This is a genomic window from Streptomyces sp. B21-105, assembly GCF_036898465.1.
In the GTDB taxonomy this organism is placed as follows: Bacteria; Actinomycetota; Actinomycetes; order Streptomycetales; family Streptomycetaceae; genus Streptomyces.
Genome location: NZ_JARUMJ010000001.1, coordinates 8292819 through 8308945, shown reverse-complemented (window position 1 = coordinate 8308945; position 16127 = coordinate 8292819). Strand labels below are relative to the sequence as shown.

Genomic DNA, 16127 nt, shown 5'->3' with positions numbered 1-16127 from the left:
CACACCGGAACGGTCCCCTTGCGGTAGTCGATCATCATCTCCCCTTGTTTGGCCACAACGGCCTACGGCTGACGTCCATGCCCCTTTCCCCGGCTCGACCGGGGTGGCAGTGGGGTCCGAGGGCGTCATGCCGTCCGGCGTTACGACGGGGTGCCGCCTGCCGTCGCGGCGGGGGTGTCGCTGCGGTCGGCCGTGTGCCAGGTCGACCACAGGCGGGCGTAGGGGCCGTCGCGCGTGACGAGTTCGTGGTGGGTTCCCGTCTCGCTGATCCTTCCGGACTCCATGACGACGATGCGGTCGGCGTCGTGCGCCGTGTGCAGCCGGTGCGCGATGGCGATGACGGTGCGTCCGGCCAGTACGCGGGCGAGGGTGCGTTCCAGGCGGCGTGCCGCATGGGGGGACAGCAGGGACGTGGCCTCGTCGAGGACGACCGTCTGCGGATCGGCGAGGACCAGGCGGGCCAGGGCGAGTTGCTGTGCCTGGTCGGGGGTGAGCGCGGCCGCTCCGGAGCCCACTTCGGCGTCCAGGCCGCCCAGACCGGCGCTCCACTCCTCGGCGTCCACGACCGCGAGGGCCCGTCTCAGGTCGGTCTCCTGCGCGTCGGGCCGGGCGATCAGCAGGTTGTCGCGCAGCGTGCCCCGGAACACATGGTGCTCCTGGGTGACCAGTGCCACGGACCGGCGCAGTCGGCTCGGCGGGAGGTCGAGGAGGGCGGTGCCGCCGAGGGAGACCGAGCCCGCCGTGGGGTCGTGCACGCCGGCCAGAAGACGGCCGAGTGTGCTCTTGCCCGCGCCGGACGGGCCGACGACGGCGAGCCGTTCACCGGCGGCGACCCGCAGATCGATGTCGTGCAGCACGTCGTGTCCGGCCCGGTACGCGTACCGGACCCCCTCGGTGACGAGGTCACCGCCGGCCGGCGCCTCGGCGTCCGCGGCGGGCTGCGCCGGGCGCCGGCGGGCGTCGGGAGGCCGCACACCGAGGATGCGGGCCAGGGAGGCGCCGCCGACCTGGAGTTCGTCCATCCAGAACAGGAACCGGTCCACCGGCCCGGTGAGTTGCTGCACGTAGAGGCAGGCCGCCGTGACCTCGGCGAGGGAGACGTGTCCGCGCAGGTACAGAAGTCCGCCGACGAGCAGGGTGGCGACCACGGGCAGGGCGTACCCGGTGTCCGCGACGGGCAGGTAGACGCTGCGCAGACGCAGGGTCCGGCGCTCGGCCGCGTACGACTCCGCGATGTCCTCGGCGACGCGCTGCAGCCGTCGCTCGCCCAGGCGCAGCGCGTCGACGGTGCGTGCGCCGTCGACCGTTTCGCTGAGCCCGTCCGTCAGCCGCGCGTAGGAGGCGTTCGCGCGCAGATAGCCCGATCGTGCCCGGCGCAGGTACCAGCGGGTGGACACCCACAGCACCGGCACCGCGATCAGACACGGCAGCGCGAGCACGGGGGCGGTCAGGAGGAGGGCGCCGAGGGTCAGTGCGATCGTCGCCCCGGCCACGAGGGTGTCGGGGACAGCGAGTTGGACGGTGGTGGCGAGGACGTCGACGTCGCGCGTGGTGCGCGTGAGCAGCTCCCCCGGTCCGATGCGCTCGACGAGGGGAAGGGGGAGCGACAGCGCCCGGTCGATGAACTCCTCCCGCAGCCGGGCGAGGACCTTCTCGCCGAGGCGCAGCGACGCCCGGATCGCGTAGCCGGTCAGGGCGGCCTGAAGGGTGACGGCGGCGCAGATCCCCAGGGCGAACCGTCCGATGTCGTCGGCGCCGCGGCCCGCGTTCTCGACGAGACGGCCGAGCAGTTGGGGGGCGACGAGGCCGGCGGCCGTGGCGAGGCAGTGCAGAAGCAGGGAGCCGAGGAGCTCCCGTGGGTGACGCAGCATCAGTCGCCGTGCGTGGGAGCGCACTTCGACGCTGGTCGCTACGGGCAGGGGGCGGCGGCCCGCATCGGCGCCGGCCCTGGTGGTGGTCGTCGTCGTGGCCGTGGTGGTCACACCGCCGCCTCTCGGGTGACGGTGGCGCGGTAACGGACGTCGGTGATCAGTTCGTCGTGCCGGCCCGTGGCGGTCGCCGCGCCGTCCTCCACGTGGACGACGTGGTCGGCCCGGCCGAGCAGGGCGGGGCTGGTGGTGAAGACGACGGTGGACCGGCCGGCGCGGTAGCCGCCGAGACGCTCGGCGATACGGCCCTCCGTGTGTGCGTCCAGGGCGCTGGTCGGCTCGATCAGGATCAGCACCTCGGGATCCATGAGCAACGCCCGTACCAGTACGAGACGTTGGAGTTGTCCGCCGGAGAAGTCGCCGCTTCCGGTGATCTGCTGGTCCAGGCCGTCGGGCAGGGCGTCGACGACGTCGCGCGCGCAGGCGGCGTCCAGAGCGTGGCGCAGCCGGTCGGGGGCGGTGGCGGCTGTACCGTGCGGGTCGAGTTGGTCGCGCAGGGTGCCCGCGAACAGCCGGGAGCCGTGGTCGACGATCAGGATGTTCCGGCGGACTTCGTTCAGGGAGAGTTCGCGCAGCGGGACACCGTCCAAGGCCGTCCCGGACGACTCCGTGTAGCGGCCGAGCCGTTCGGCGATGGGGAGCGCGTCGGCGGCGACGGCGCAGGCCACCGCGGTGAGGCCGCCCCCGGGAAGGGTGATCTTGGTGTCGGGATCGTGCAGCGTGCCGTCCCCCGCGGGGGCGGGGAGCGGGCCGTCGTGCAGGTGTCGGTCGAGTGCGAGGAACCCGGTGACGTGCTCGGCGGAGACGGCGCCTCGGGTCAGCTGATCGAGCATGCCGGTGGCGCGGCGTAACTGTTCGGCGAGGAACACGGCGTACCCGTAGAAGGCGACGAGTGCGCCGGCGCTCATCGTGCCGCCCGCGACCAGTTCGGCCCCCTGCCAGACGATGGCGGTGGTGAGCAGGCCGGGCAGCAGCAGACGTCCCGCGGCGACCCGGCCCTCGACGGACGCCACCCGTACGCCCAGGGCGCGCACGCGCTGGGACTGGTCGCGATAGCGGGAGGAGAAGACGTCCTCGCCGCCGATGCCGCGCAGGACCCGAAGGCCGCTGACGATGTCGACGGACAGGTCGGCGAGGTGGCCCTGCTCGGTGCGCAGTTCGTGCTGGGCGCGGTGCAGGAGGCGTACGAGCCGCGCTGCCGCCCAGGCGATGAGCGGTACTCCCACCAGGCAGATCAGCCCCAGTCGCAGGGACTGGGTCAGCATGAGGGCGGCGACCATGACGATGGACACCACGGCGCCGCTGCCCCGTGCGGTGCTCTCGAGCGCGGCGCCGATCCGGGTGAGGTCGGTGGTGCCCACGCTGACGACGGACCCGGTCGAGACACGCCGGGGCAGTTCGACCCCGAGGTCGACGGCCTTGCCGGTGACCAGTTGCATCGTCCGGTACGAGGCTCCGAGCCGGTTCGTCAGCGAACAGCGGTCCCGGAGCGTGCCGGTGATCGCCTGCAGCACCCCCAGGGCGAGGATGGCCGAGCCCCACCACAGCAGCGCCCGCTCGTCGCGGTGGACGAGCCCTTCGTCGATGCCCTTGCCAAGGGCGAGCGGGACCAGCGCCTGGGCCAGCGTGCACACCACGCCGTAGGCGAGGGCCCCGAGGGCCGGGGCACGCTGCTCGAGTGCCAGCCACAGGAGATATCTGCGGGGCGACCGGATGTCGGGACGTCCCGGATCTGCCTCAGGGAAATGTCGCATGCTGTCCGGCCTTCGTCCCCCATCTGCCCACGCGGTCGAGCGCTTCACTGAATCGGTTCAATGAATGCGCCCAGTATCGTGACCGCCCCATAGCCCTCTGTCAACGGGATATCCCCTTCGATGCCACGACCCAGAAAACGCGCGGGGCGGCCGGGTCCACCTTGACCCTCGACCTTGTCGAGGGCTCAGAGTTCCGGGAGTGGAGAACGACATGCGCAGCATCGGGGAGATGGCCCGGGACGGCGGACTGGGCGTGAGCGCCGGAGTCGGCCGCCGCGCTGGACGCCGTCCGTTTCGCGGCCGGTACCGACGGGGAGCTGCCGATGCTCGGCGGCGTCCTGTTCGACGTCGAGGACGACGGCCTGCACCTCGTGGCCACCGACCGCTACCGGCTGGCCGTCGCGCAGGCGCCCACGGCCTGGTTCGGGGTTCGCCGAGGGCATCAAGCTGCCCAGCGGGGGCCGCACCGTGGGCGATGGTTCTGGCGGAACTCGGCGGGATGTCGGCGCGGTGAGTGTCAGCAGGTCTACTCGCCCGACCCCTTGGGTTCCTCGGCTCCCGCCGAGGGCGAGATCTGTTCGGCCTTGCCGGTGTGGTCGCCCTGCGTCGGCGGCGCGGTGACGTGGGTGGGGTGTCTTCATTTGTGGTCGCGCAGGAAGGCGGGGATCTCTTCGCGGGTCGGGTGGTTGGGCAGGGGGGCCGGTTCGTCCTGGAGGAACGCCGTGATGACGGCGGCGGCTCGGGCGTTGTTGTCGTCCAGGCCGTTCCACATGTGGTGGCCGACTCCGGGCATGTACTGCGTGCGCTGGACGGCGGGGTCGTTCGCGAGGACGGCGGTCGCCCATTGCCGGACCTGGGAGGAGCACTCGGCGATCATCAGCATCGCGGGCGTCCGGGACTGCCTCAGGAGTGGTGCGACGGAGGGCGAGTCCTTGGTGGTCTGCTGGATGCGGAGGCTGGCGGCGGGGCTGAAGGAGAAGTTGCGCGCGGTGTCCTCGGCGGGGATGCGGTGGGCGTCGCGCGCACAGTAGGCGGATGCGGTGTCGCTGCCGAGGTCCGCGGCGGTGAAGGCGTTGTCGCCTTCGGCCTGTCCGAGCAGTTGGGTGTCGGGGGTGAGGAGTCCGAGGCGCATGAGTCCGAACGCCACGGCGTACCGGGGGACGTGCGTCGATCGCGGTCCGGTCGGGGCCGGCGCGAGGCCGCGTGCGGATGCTCGGCCTTTGTGGCCGGTGATGTGTGCGGTGGGGCCGTCCATGGGGCCGGGCTCGGCGATGATCGCCCGGTGCAGGCGTGCGGCGACGCCCGGGTCGGCGAGGGCTCGGGTGAGCACGACTCCGCCCGATGAGAATCCGAGGACGTCGGCCTTGCCCTTGTCCAGGCGGTCGACGAAGGCGGCGAGGTCACGGACCGACCGGGAGATCGTGTACTGGTCCATGGGGAGCAGGGCGCTCCGTCCGCCGCCGGCCTGTTCGTAGGCGTATACGTCGTAGCCCTGGCGTGCCAGCTGTCGCAGGAACCGGTGGTCCTGCATCGCGATGCCGCGGACAGGTCCCCCGTGGAGGTACACGAGCGGGACGGGATGCGGGGCGCCGGTCTTCGCGGGCGGGTAGTGGTACACGGCGACCCGGCTGCCCGTGGCCAGGCTCCAGTACTGGGTGGACACCGAGGGCAGGGCGGGCGGGTACTGGCGGGCCGTCGGCACGGTCGGTATGCAGACCGTCGCCGTCAACGCCGCCGCGACGATCACCGGCAGGAACGGCACGAGCCGCGCCCGCCAGGTGCCGCGTCGGCCGCGCCGGCTCCGCCACAGCGCGAGGACGGTCCCGGCCCCGAGGGTCGTCGCCCACGCGGCGAGGCCCGAAGCCGCCCCGTCCGTGAGGGCGATCAGTGCGAGAAAGACGACGACCAGCGTCACGACGGCGGCCAGGGCCAACAGTAAGCGTGCGGTGATGCGGACGAGGCTTAGGGCGGACGTGGGCACGGCGAACCTCCGACAGTTTCAGAACGCTGTTTCAAAACAACGTTATCAGAAGGAGGTAGGCTGCTCGCCGTGGGTAGGCCGAGAACGAACGACGAGGGCGTCAAAGAGCGGCTCGTGGAGTGCGCGACCGAGATGCTCGCCACCGGTCCGCGGGAGTCGGTCACGGTTCGCGCCGTGGCCGCTGCCGCCGAGGCGTCGACGACGGCGGTGTACTCGCTGTTCGGCGGTAAGAACGGGCTGATCCGTGCGGTGCGCGACAGAGCCGTCGCCGGCCTGTTCCAGGATGTGTCGGCGGTGCCGACCTCCGCGGATCCTCTCGCCGACCTCTACGCGCTGGCCGTCGCCTACCGCCGTTGGGGGCGCGGACACAGCCACCTGTACACGGTGCTGTTCGGCGGTGTGCAGCCGTTCGCCCCGTCGGGGAAGGTCGGTACCGGCGACCCGATCCGTCCGCTCCTCGCGGCGATCGATCGCGCTGTGACGGCGAACGTCCTCGCCGGTGACGCGACGGAGATCGCCCTGTCGATCTGGGCGACCATGCACGGGCTCGTGACGCTCGAACTGGCCGGGGCCCTCGAGGCCGCCACGGCCGAGGCCGCGTTCCGCTCATCGGTTCACGCCACGCTGCGCGGCTGGGCGACGGCGGACGTGTTCCGCGGCCTTCGCCGAGCCGAACTCGCTCGTTGAGGTGGGCGGCGTTCGTGGCGCTCACGGTGGCGGAGGGCCGCGTACGGCTCCGCGCGGGAAGAGCGCAACGACGGGCTCGTTCAGGTCACTTGAGGTGATCTGAACGAGCCCGTCGTCCCGTGGCAGGGGTGGATCGGGTCAGGCCGACGGGGCTCCCGAGAGGGTTTCCACGCGCCCGGTGTCGAGGGAGTAGTAGGCGCTGACCACGCTCAGTTCGCCCTTCTTCACCAGGGGGCGAGGGCGGAGTCAGACCGCAGATCGGCGGCGGTCCGGTTGGCGTGGGCGCGGATCATCGCGTCGACGGGGTCGGCGTGCTTGGTCTTGGCGATCTCCTTGTAGGCCGGGCGCAGGGCGTCGACGATCGCATCCAGGTCGCCCGGCAGGTCCGTGGCCTCCTTGAGCGCCTTGTACGCCGCCTTGACGGCACCGCAGCTCTGGTGACCCAGCACCACGATGAGCGGGGACCCCGAGGTGAGCGGCCCGTACTCGACGGAGCCGACGACCACCGGCTGCACGACCTGCCCGCCGGTGCGTATCACGAACAGGTCGCCGATGCCGGTGTCGAAGACCAGCTCCGGCGGTACCCGGGAGTCGATGCAGGAGACGATGACACCGTAGGGCTTCTGCTCGGGGGCGAGGACCTTGCGGCGGGCAGGGTCCTGGTCGGGGTGCTGCAGTTTGCCGCTCACCCAGCGCTTGTTGCCCTCCATCAGCCTCGCGTAGGCGGTCCGGGCGGAGTCGGGCCGGGGAGCGGTCTGCGCGGAGGGGGAGGGCGAGGCCGCGCCGGTGTTCGCCGCCTTCGCGGTGTCGGCGCCACTGGCCTTTGAGGAACAGGCGGTGAGCACGGCCGCGCCCACTGCCGCGAGTCCTCCGGTGAGAACGGCCCTGCGCTGTGGCCCTACGGCGTTACCCATGAGTCTGTCCCTTGCAGTCCTGAGCGGAATCCGCCCGGGAGTTCAGGGGGCTGCGGCACATCGCAACCGGCTCGACGGGCTCGACCGGCTCTCCGCCGCTCCCGTCCTCCCAGGTGGAGTTGGTGACTCCACACTCGCCAGAGGACGGTTAGCGCTCGTCCAACGCACGTGCAGCGCAGGAGAAGCGCTCGTCCAAATCACACGGTGCAGCCGGGACGACACCGTCGGCCCCCCGGCACGACGGCCCCCCGGCCCCCAGCTCGACGGGGCCACGGGGCCACGGGGCCACGGGGCCACGGGGCCACGGGTACGGGCTACCCGCCGAAGCCCGGATCGCTCGTGGGCGGTTCGGGCAGCCAGTCGCGGGTCGGGTCGTACTCCAGCCATCGGCTTCGCCCCGCTTCCTCGGCGCAGGCGGCGGCGAGGCCGGTCAGCCTCGGGTGTGCGTTTACGGTGCACCACATCAGCGACCAGGCGTACAGCGGTGTGGGATCGAACAGGGGGACGCTGCGCAGTCCCGGGACCTGAGGCAGGGGCACATCGGCGGGCACCAGCGAGAAGCCTCGCGGCTCGCCCGCCACTTCGGCCAGGAAGTGGGCGAGCCCCAGGTTGACACCGGTGGCCGTGTTCCGGATGCCGAACCGGTCGGCGAACCGGTGGAGGAAGTCCAGCCGGTCCAGCGCACCGGGCGCCCACAGCGTGCTGTCGCGCAACTGGTCCGGCCGCAGGGCTGGTTCGGCTGCGAGCGGATGGTCCGTGCTCAGCACGGCGTCCACCGGTTCGAGCCGGACGAGGCGGTGCGCCAGCCCCGCGGGCAGCGGGGGGTGGACTCGGCCGAAGGCCGCGTCGATGTCGCCGTGCAGCAGGGCCGACGTCACCGACGGCAGGTCGCGGCCGTGCCCGAGCGCCAGTTCACCGGCTCGTCCGGCGACCTGGGCCATCGTCCGCATGGGCGCGTAGAGGTGTCCCCAGACGTCCACGCGGAGCGATGGTTCCTTCCCGGACACCGCGGCGACCGCGGCATCGGCGGCAGCCACGGTCTGCCGTGCGGGTGCGAGGAAACGCTGTCCGGCCTCAGTGAGGCGTACTCCGTTGCCGTCGCGCCGGAAGAGACCGGCGCCGAGCAGGGATTCCAGCCGCGCGATCCTCTTGGACAGCGCCTGCTGGGAGATCGCGAGTGTCCCGGCCGCCCGGCCGAAGTGGAGTTCTTCGGCGGCGCGCACGAAGGCACGTACCTGCGCCACGTCCAGATCCATGGCTCTCACCATAGGTGACAACCAGAAGTTGTCGGCTGTGCCTGTTCGTTGTTGGATCGCGGGGCGGCCGTCGGGGTTGCATCCTCTCCATGCAAAGACTGATTCCCACGGGAGACGCGGCGCGCCCGGTCGCCTTCGCCGCGGTCTCCCAACCCGTGCCGGAGCCCGGTCAGGCACTGATCAAGGTCGAGGCGTTCGCCCCGAACCGGGGTGAGACGTTCCTTCTCGAACGCCCCCTGCCGAAGGCGCTGCCGGGCAAGGACATCGCGGGGCTCGTCGTACAGGCGGCGGCCGACGGGTCCGGCCCCGGCATCGGCACCCGCGTCGTCGGGCACCCTGCGCAGGGCGGCTGGGCCGAGTACGCGGCCGTGCCCACGCACTCGCTCGCGGTGCTCCCGGACAGCGTGGACAGCGCGCGGGCGGCGGCTCTGCCGCTGGCCGGGATCACCGCCCTGCGGCTGCTGCGCACGGCCGGTTCCCTGGCCGGCCGACGGGTGCTGCTGACCGGCGCCTCGGGCGGCGTCGGCCACTACGTCACCGAGCTGGCCGTGGGGGCCGGAGCGATGGTGACCGCGGTGACGGCGACGCCGGTGCGCGGTGAGCGGCTCGCGGCGCTGGGGGCGCGGGTGGTGCACGAGGTGGCGTCGGCTCAGGGGCCGTTCGATGTCGTGCTGGAGTCCACCGGCGGGCCGGCTCTGCCGCTCGCCCTGTCGAAGGTGCGCCCGGGCGGCCTGCTCGTCTGGTTCGGCCAGGCGAGCCGCACCCCTGTGACCCTGGACTTCTTCGACCTCCTCGGCGGTCCCGAGCGTGTGACGATCCAGCACTTCCACTACGCCGGCGCCCCGTACGGCTGTGACCTCTCGGCGCTGGTGAGCCTGGTGGAGCAAGGCCGGCTGCATCCGGAGATCGGCCGCGTCGCCGACTGGGCGCAGACCGCCGAGACCCTGGTCGACCTGCGGGAGCGCGGGATACGTGGCAAGGCCGTCCTGCTGACCGGAGGAGCCCGATGAACCCCGCGGAGTTCGCCGCCGCCCAGTGGACCCGGGCCACCGGCGCAGGCGTCGACCCTCACGAGTACCGGCGCGTCACCGGCGGCCTCGCCTCGGTCGCCGACTGGGGCCCGGCCTTCCTCCGCACGGGCCACGGCTATCTCCGGCGCGCGCAGGACGCGGGATCGGTCCGCTCGGCGGGCCAGTATCTCCTGGTGGCGGCCCGGTGGTTCCACCTGGCCACCCTGGCGCCGTACGCGGAAGCGCACCGTGCCGCCGCCGAGGCGGACCACGCGTTGGGCAGAGCCCTCACCCTCCTGGAACCCGGTGCGCGACGGGTGAGCGGTGACGGATTCACCGGCTGGCTGCGTTGCCCCGTGGACAGCCCCTCGGACGCACCGGGGACCGTGGTCGTCGTCCCCGGTCTGGACTCGGCCAAGGAGGAGTTCCTCGATCTCGCGTCCGCGCTGCTGGCCAGAGGGCTGGCAGTGTTCGCGATGGACGGTCCGGGACAGGGCGTGCTCGCGGCCGGCACGACTTTCGTGGCGGACTACGAGCGGGTCGTGGGCCGGGTCGTCGATGCCCTCGGCGTCGCACGCATCGGGCTCGTCGGCCTGAGTCTGGGCGGCTATTTCGCGGCCAGGGCCGCGGCGTTCGATCCGCGCGTGTCAGCCGTCGCCACCGTCAGCGGTCCCTTCCGCCTCGACTGGGAGACGCTGCCCCCGCCGGTACGGGACATCATGGCCCGACGTGCCGGAGGAGCCGACGCGGCGCACGCGTTCGTCCAGCAGGTGGACCTCGCCGCCCTGGCGCCCCGCATCGCGGCCCCGCTGCTGGTCGTGGACGGCGGCCGGGACGTCATCCCCGGCGTGACGAACGGCGAGTCGCTGGCCCGGCTGGCGCCGCACGGCACCTATCTGTCCGTCCCGCACGGCGATCACCTCCTCGGAAACGCGCGGCCGGACTGGCTGGCGCAGCTGAGCGACCACATCGCGCACACCCTGACGGGGACACCGGCGTGAACCGCGTCAACGGTCAGGATCTCGTCGTCGACTGCGGCACCCGGCCGGGGCCGTACCCGCTCGACCGACCGCGCACACGCGCAACCTGACGGGGCGTCTGCGGGGCTGCGCCGCGACCGCTCTCGCCAGGCTCGATGACGAGAACTCCGTCGGCCTCAGTCGGCTGCGGACACCGGATTCGCTCCGGGGCCCGGGACCGCCGAGACCTGGCCGGGCGCGGTGACCTCGTGCCCGGATGAACGGGGGCGGTGGGGCGGCGCAACCGCCGGCGGCGTCGCCGATGCCGGTCATGGGGAGGCCCGCGTCGCGGTGTTGCGACGGGTCCGCCCCAGCCCGGTCCGGACGCCACGCGACCGCCTTCCGCCCGGCAATCTGTCGAATACGCGTCGAAGGCAGCAGAGTTACGCGCCAATGATTGACAGACAGGCACCCGATCGGGAATCTGACTGTTGCACCCCAGGTGGGAACGCTCCCAGAGGCGTCAGCACACAACCAGTGCCGTGACCGGAAGGAAAAGGGAAAGGCACCTCTACGACGCTTCCGCGGAACAGCCACCACCCCCGTCACCCCCACCCCCCACCACCCCACACCCCACACCCGCATCACCCCCCACGGTCGCTCCCCCACCATCTGGGTCAGCGTCGCCATCGCGGCATCGCCGGCGCTCTCTTGCCGACACCTGCCCGAGCAGCGCTCCGCACCCCCCATTCCAGCTCACCACCCACGTCAGCGGGCTGCCCGGCCTTCGTCCACAGCAAGCGCGTTTCGCGGCTCCGACCACTTCCCGGATCCCCGCGAGGGCAGCCGCGGCGTCATTGCCGGGTGGCTGTGTACGTTCCCAGGCCGGTGCGCCGGGAGACCACGCCCCCGAACAGCCGGCGGCTCCGGCTGCCCGCACTCGGACAGACACGTCATTCGAGGGTCCGAAACCCTTTGGACCGGAAGAGAAGAGAGGAAAGCTCATGGTTTCACTGACAGGGAAGATCAGAGTCAGCTTCCTTGCCGCCCTGTTGGCGGTTGCCGCATCCGTGTACGGCGCGACGAATGCGGCATCGGCCGATACCGCGGCGCAGTCGAGCGCCTCACAGATCGTGGCCGACATGGGCGCGGGCTGGAATCTGGGCAACCAACTCGAAGCCACCACCAACGGATACCCCAGCGAAACGGCGTGGGGCCAGCCGGTCGTCACGCAGGCCCTCATCGACAAAGTGCGGTCTGCAGGCTTCAAAACGATCCGGATCCCGGTCTCCTACCTGGGCGCCATAGGGCCCGGGCCGAATTACACGATCAATCCCTCCTGGCTGAACAGGATCCAAGAAGTCGTCAACTACGCCTACAACAGGGGTCTGCATGTTCTGATCAACATGCACGGCGACGGCTACAAGAACGTCAACGGCTCCTGGCTGATCTGTGATTCAGCGTCCCAGACGACGATCAAGGCGAAGTACCAGAAGGCTTGGCAGCAGATCGCGAACAAGTTCAAGAACTATGACCAGCGCCTGATCCTGGAGTCCATGAACGAGGAGTTCGACGGGCAGTACGGCCGCCCGACCCAACCGTGCTACTCGAACATCAACAGTTACAACCAGATCTTCGTGGACACCGTGCGGAAAACGGGCGGCAACAACGCTTCGCGGTGGCTTCTCATCGCCGGCTGGAACACGAACATCGATTACACCGCCGGGAATTACGGCTTCACGCTCCCGTCCGACCAGTATCGCTCCTCGTCCGTTCCCGCCAACGAGCGGCGCATCATGATCTCCGTTCACCACTATGCCCCGTGGGACTTCGCCGGGGAGGAGAGCGGCACCATCACGCAGTGGGGACGGGCGGCGACCGATCCGTCGAAGAAGTCGACCTGGGGGCAGGAAGACTACCTGGACGCGCAACTGAAGATGATGTACGACGCATTCGCCACCAAGGGGTATCCGGTGGTCGTCGGTGAATACGGCTCGATCGACAAGTCGTCGTTCGACTCGTCGAACAACAGGTACCGTGCGGACTTCGCCCGGGCCGTCACCGCCACGGCCAAGAAGTACGGGGCGGCCACCATCTACTGGGACAACGGCGCAACCGCCCGGTACGGGTTCGGGCTGTTCGACCGGCGCTCCCTCACGGTGACTCAGCCGGGCATCATCAGCGCCATCATGAGCGGCGTGGCCGGCGCGGGCCTACCGTCCGCCGCCTGACCGGAGACGCGGTGCCGGGGTGACGGGGTGACGCGGTGCCGGGATACGCACCCCGGTAGGCGCGTGGTTCGAGCCGGGTGGAGGCGATGCCACCCGGTGTCCGATCCCGTCGAGCCGCGCGCCGACCGGCCGGAGAGGCGACGGCGCCCCGCATCCGCGAGCACGCGGAGGCGGGGCGTCAGCGCATGCCTGCCGCGTCGAGCAGGACGGTCACCGTGGGAGCGACGAGCCCTGCCGGCGTGTCGGCCTTGATCCCGGCACGGGCACTGACGCCGTCGAAGACCAGGATCAGTTGCCGGGCCAGCAGGTCGGGGTCGCGCGCGCCGCCCTGCTCGGCCTCGGAACGGAAGTAGCCGGTCAGGCTCTCCTTGACCCGGTGGGCCACCCGGCTCGCCGGGTGACTCCGGTCCTTGAGCTCGATCTGCACGGTGAGGTATCGGCAGCCCTGGAAGTCGGGCGCGCCCGCCTGTTCCGCCAGCCGGTCGAAGACGTGCATGATCCGCTCACGGGGGGAACGGTCGCCGTCCGCCGTCGGCAGGAGGGTCGCCACGTAGACGGAGGCGCGTTCCTCCAGGCTCGCCGCGAGCAGTTCGTCCTTGCTCTCGAACAGCTGGTACATGGAGCGTTTCGACACCCCCGCCGCCTTGCACAGCGCGTCGACGCCGATACCGACACCGTCTCGGTAGGTGAGCGTGGCCGCTGCCGCCAGCAGCCGTTCCCGGGGACTCTGCTTCACGTCTGTGCTCATGGTGCGAGGTTAACTCGACGACGGCCAATTGAAAACCGATCGGTTTACGGCTTGCCCCCGCCCGGGCCGGTCTTCGACGCAGCCCACGGCCGAGAGGCAGGAACCCACCGCCGACTGCCGCCACTGAAGCCGAGGTCGTGTTGCGCCGCGGGCAGCGCGATGCTCACGACCGTCGCATCGGCGTAAACCAATGAGCTGCGCCGCGCCCAGCACGACAAGCACCCACCAGCGGACGGCGCGTGAGTCGCGGCGACCCGAATCCGATGCCCCGAAGGCGGTCACCCCACGATCGAAGGCAGTACTCACTTTTCCCCTTAGCCGCTGGCCCAGGCCACAGGCCACAGGCCACAGGCCACAGGCCACAGGCCGACGATCAGCCGGTCAGCCCGGAAACCGATCTGCTTCCACCTCAGGAAGACGGATCGGTTTCCACGGCGCAAGCGAACGGGGCGCCGCCGGCCCGGCAGCCGCCCGGCCTCCAACGCGGACACCGGGCGACATCGCGCACCCCTCGGAGCTTGCCACGGGAAACCGAACGGTTTACCGTAGTGGAAACAGATCGGTTTCTCACTCTGTGGAGGCAGTCATGACCGCTTTGAAGGGCGCAAACGTCTTCGTCACCGGCGGCAGCCGCGGCATAGGCAAGGCACTGGTGGAGGAGCTCTACGCCCGCGGCGCCGGCAAGGTCTACGCCACGGCCCGGGACCCGCGCGGCGTGACGCACCCCGACGCCGTCCCGGTGGCGCTGGAGGTCACCGACCCGGCCTCCGTGGCGGCCGCCGCCGCACAGGCCGGGGACGTCACCGTGCTGATCAACAACGCGGGCGCCTCGGTCGGCGCGTCCTTCCTCGACTCCCCCGTCGACGACGTACGCCGGGAGTTCGAGACCAACTTCTACGGTCCGCTGCTGGTCACCCGGGCCTTCGTCCCCGTCATCGAGCGCAACGGCGGCGGCCACCTCCTCAACGTGCACTCGGTGCTCTCCTGGATCGCCCTCGGCGGCTCCTACAGCGCCTCCAAGGCCGCCCTGTGGTCGCAGACCAACTCCCTGCGCCTGGAACTGCTGCCGCGCGGCATCTCCGTCACCGGACTGCACGTGGGATACGTGGACACGGACCTCGCGGCCGGCGTCGACGCGCCCAAGTCCGACCCGCGTGACGTCGCCGCACTCGCCCTCGACGGGGTCGAGGCGGGAGCGCACGAGGTGCTCGCCGACGACATCTCGCGCCAGGTCAAGGCAGGCCTGGCCGGCGACCCGTCCGCGCTGTACCCCCAACTGTCGAAGTAACCGTTCCTGTGGACTGAGCAGAAGTGGGTCCTGCTCAGCCGCACGCCCCGGACGGTCTTGGGCGCACTGGTTACCGGCGTACTCGACCCCGGGGCAGCGACACGCATCCGGTGCGTGGTCCGAACCCGGGAGGCCGGCTCCCTCACGACCTGGACATATGGGTGAGGCCAAAGGTGACGGGGAGGCCCCGAGCCATCTCGCTGGTGGAGCGGGGGCCCCGCACACCGGCGCCCTACCCGGCCTCCCAGACCGCACGGTCACCGTAGCCCGAACGACCCATCGCGCCGCAAGCCCAGAAGCCGACCATCACACGATCGAACTGAAACGACGTTATGCATGCTCCAGAGCGAGCAGCTGACAACCCCCTTCACACACAAGGAGTCGTCGAGATGCCCGCCCAGGAGTCACGTCCCACGATGCACATTCCGGAGACCACCAGCCACACGATCGCCCCACGCGCGGACGGACACGGCCGCGAGGGAACCCTGCGCTACCTCAAGGCGGGCAGCGGCGCCCCCCTCGTCCTGCTCCACACCGTGCGCACCCAGGCCGAGCACTTCCGCCACCTCGTCCCGCTGGTCGCGGACCGGTACACCGTGTACGCCCTCGACCTGCCGGGGATGGGCCACTCCGAGATCGTGCCCGGCGCCTCGTACGACGAGCCGGCCATGCGCGCGGGCGTCGAACGGCTCCTCACCGAGCTCGACCTGCACGACGTCACACTGGTCGGGGAGTCCATGGGGGCGGTGCTCGCCCTGACCACCGCGGCCGATCTGCCGGAGCGCGTGCGGCGCGTCGTCGCGGTCAACACCTACGACTTCCCCGGCGGGATCGCCCGGTCCTCACTCCTCGCCCGCGTGGTGGTCGGCGGTGTCCTCACTCCCGGGGTGGGCCCGGTGATCGCCGGGGTGGAGCCCAGGCCCGCCCTCCGCAAGATCCTGCAAGGCGGCCTCAGCGACAGGACCGCTCTACGGGAGGACTACGTGGACGAGCTCCTCCGGGTGGGCGCGCGCCCCGGCTACCCGGCCGTCGCCCGAGCCGTGTACCAGGCCCTGCCCACCCTCGTCGCGGCCCGCTCGCGCTACCCCGAGGTCAAGGCCCCCGTCCACCTCGTCTACGGCGAGAAGGACTGGTCCCGGCCCTCGGACCGGGAGGCCAACAGGAGACTGCTGCCGGCCGCCGCCTTCACACAGATCGCCGAGGCGGGGCACTTCATCGCCCTGGAACGACCCGACGTGCTGGCCGACCTGCTGAACGCGCCGGCCTGACGTCGCTCCGGGGGAGGACGTACAGGGGTGACCGCTCGACGAGGCAACCGCCCACCGTTCGTCGCCCGCTCCCCCCTGTCGTCGCCCACCCTGCGCTTCCCCC

At 71.2% G+C, this 16127-nt stretch carries 12 protein-coding genes and 1 pseudogene; 7 read left to right on the top strand and 6 right to left on the bottom strand.

Going from position 1 to position 16127, the window contains the following annotated elements:
- Positions 1–140: 140 nt before the first annotated feature.
- Both QA802_RS37160 and QA802_RS37155 read right to left on the bottom strand, forming a co-directional pair.
- Positions 141–1871, bottom strand: coding sequence for an ABC transporter ATP-binding protein (locus QA802_RS37160; RefSeq protein WP_334535128.1), 1731 nt, complete (start codon positions 1869–1871; stop codon positions 141–143).
- Positions 1872–1978: 107 nt separating this feature from the next.
- Entirely contained in the window at positions 1979–3682 is a 1704-nt protein-coding gene (locus tag QA802_RS37155; protein ID WP_334532334.1) for an ABC transporter ATP-binding protein, read from the bottom strand.
- Positions 3683–3939: 257 nt separating this feature from the next.
- On the opposite strand from QA802_RS37155, the pseudogene QA802_RS37150 reads away from it, so the two are divergent.
- Positions 3940–4098: pseudogene (locus QA802_RS37150) on the top strand (DNA polymerase III subunit beta family protein); the annotation flags it as partial.
- 221 nt (positions 4099–4319) lie between these two features.
- Here the strand turns inward: QA802_RS37150 and QA802_RS37145 are convergent.
- On the bottom strand, positions 4320–5663 hold the full coding sequence (locus tag QA802_RS37145; RefSeq protein ID WP_334532331.1) for an alpha/beta hydrolase: 1344 nt from the start codon (positions 5661–5663) through the stop codon (positions 4320–4322).
- 69 nt (positions 5664–5732) lie between these two features.
- On the opposite strand from QA802_RS37145, the gene QA802_RS37140 reads away from it, so the two are divergent.
- Positions 5733–6350 carry a TetR-like C-terminal domain-containing protein gene (locus tag QA802_RS37140; RefSeq protein ID WP_334532328.1) on the top strand — a complete coding sequence of 206 codons (618 nt, stop codon included), beginning with the start codon at positions 5733–5735 and terminating at the stop codon, positions 6348–6350.
- A gap of 224 nt (positions 6351–6574) precedes the next feature.
- Here QA802_RS37140 and QA802_RS37135 read toward each other — a convergent pair whose 3' ends face one another.
- Both QA802_RS37135 and QA802_RS37130 read right to left on the bottom strand, forming a co-directional pair.
- Entirely contained in the window at positions 6575–7264 is a 690-nt protein-coding gene (locus QA802_RS37135) for a carbonic anhydrase (protein ID WP_334532325.1), read from the bottom strand.
- Positions 7265–7578: 314 nt separating this feature from the next.
- A complete protein-coding gene (locus QA802_RS37130; RefSeq protein WP_334532322.1) occupies positions 7579–8520 on the bottom strand; it encodes a LysR family transcriptional regulator in 942 nt (313 codons plus the stop codon).
- An 89-nt stretch (positions 8521–8609) separates the two neighbouring features.
- Between QA802_RS37130 and QA802_RS37125 the strand changes: the two genes are divergently transcribed.
- From QA802_RS37125 to QA802_RS37115, 3 genes are all read left to right on the top strand, one after another.
- Positions 8610–9530 carry a zinc-binding dehydrogenase gene (locus tag QA802_RS37125; RefSeq protein ID WP_334532319.1) on the top strand — a complete coding sequence of 307 codons (921 nt, stop codon included), beginning with the start codon at positions 8610–8612 and terminating at the stop codon, positions 9528–9530.
- Positions 9527–10531, top strand: coding sequence for an alpha/beta hydrolase family protein (locus QA802_RS37120; RefSeq protein WP_334532316.1), 1005 nt, complete (start codon positions 9527–9529; stop codon positions 10529–10531). Before QA802_RS37125 ends, QA802_RS37120 begins: the two co-directional genes overlap by 4 nt.
- Positions 10532–11493: 962 nt before the next feature.
- Positions 11494–12720, top strand: a complete 1227-nt coding sequence (locus QA802_RS37115) for a glycoside hydrolase family 5 protein (RefSeq protein WP_334532313.1) — start codon at positions 11494–11496, stop codon at positions 12718–12720.
- Between the two features lie 178 nt (positions 12721–12898).
- Here the strand turns inward: QA802_RS37115 and QA802_RS37110 are convergent, their stop codons facing one another.
- A complete protein-coding gene (locus QA802_RS37110; protein WP_334532310.1) occupies positions 12899–13468 on the bottom strand; it encodes a TetR/AcrR family transcriptional regulator in 570 nt (189 codons plus the stop codon).
- A 586-nt stretch (positions 13469–14054) separates the two neighbouring features.
- On the opposite strand from QA802_RS37110, the gene QA802_RS37100 reads away from it, so the two are divergent.
- Both QA802_RS37100 and QA802_RS37095 read left to right on the top strand, forming a co-directional pair.
- The gene (locus QA802_RS37100; protein ID WP_334532307.1) at positions 14055–14756 is read left to right on the top strand and encodes an SDR family oxidoreductase; all 702 of its coding nucleotides are present in this window, start codon (positions 14055–14057) and stop codon (positions 14754–14756) included.
- Positions 14757–15145: 389 nt separating this feature from the next.
- Positions 15146–16024: an alpha/beta fold hydrolase gene (locus QA802_RS37095; RefSeq protein ID WP_334532305.1), complete on the top strand. Its 879-nt coding sequence runs from the start codon at positions 15146–15148 to the stop codon at positions 16022–16024.
- Positions 16025–16127: the final 103 nt, after the last annotated feature.

Excerpts from the sequence above, each read along its gene's own strand:
- QA802_RS37160 (WP_334535128.1), bottom strand. The coding sequence starts at position 1,871 with ATGCTGCGTCACCCACGGGAGCTCCTCGGCTCCCTGCTTCTGCACTGC.
- QA802_RS37155 (WP_334532334.1), bottom strand. The coding sequence starts at position 3,682 with ATGCGACATTTCCCTGAGGCAGATCCGGGACGTCCCGACATCCGGTCG.
- QA802_RS37135 (WP_334532325.1), bottom strand. The coding sequence starts at position 7,264 with ATGGGTAACGCCGTAGGGCCACAGCGCAGGGCCGTTCTCACCGGAGGA.
- QA802_RS37130 (WP_334532322.1), bottom strand. The coding sequence starts at position 8,520 with ATGGATCTGGACGTGGCGCAGGTACGTGCCTTCGTGCGCGCCGCCGAA.
- QA802_RS37125 (WP_334532319.1), top strand. The coding sequence starts at position 8,610 with ATGCAAAGACTGATTCCCACGGGAGACGCGGCGCGCCCGGTCGCCTTC.
- QA802_RS37120 (WP_334532316.1), top strand. The coding sequence starts at position 9,527 with ATGAACCCCGCGGAGTTCGCCGCCGCCCAGTGGACCCGGGCCACCGGC.
- QA802_RS37115 (WP_334532313.1), top strand. The coding sequence starts at position 11,494 with ATGGTTTCACTGACAGGGAAGATCAGAGTCAGCTTCCTTGCCGCCCTG.
- QA802_RS37110 (WP_334532310.1), bottom strand. The coding sequence starts at position 13,468 with ATGAGCACAGACGTGAAGCAGAGTCCCCGGGAACGGCTGCTGGCGGCA.
- QA802_RS37100 (WP_334532307.1), top strand. The coding sequence starts at position 14,055 with ATGACCGCTTTGAAGGGCGCAAACGTCTTCGTCACCGGCGGCAGCCGC.
- QA802_RS37095 (WP_334532305.1), top strand. The coding sequence starts at position 15,146 with ATGCCCGCCCAGGAGTCACGTCCCACGATGCACATTCCGGAGACCACC.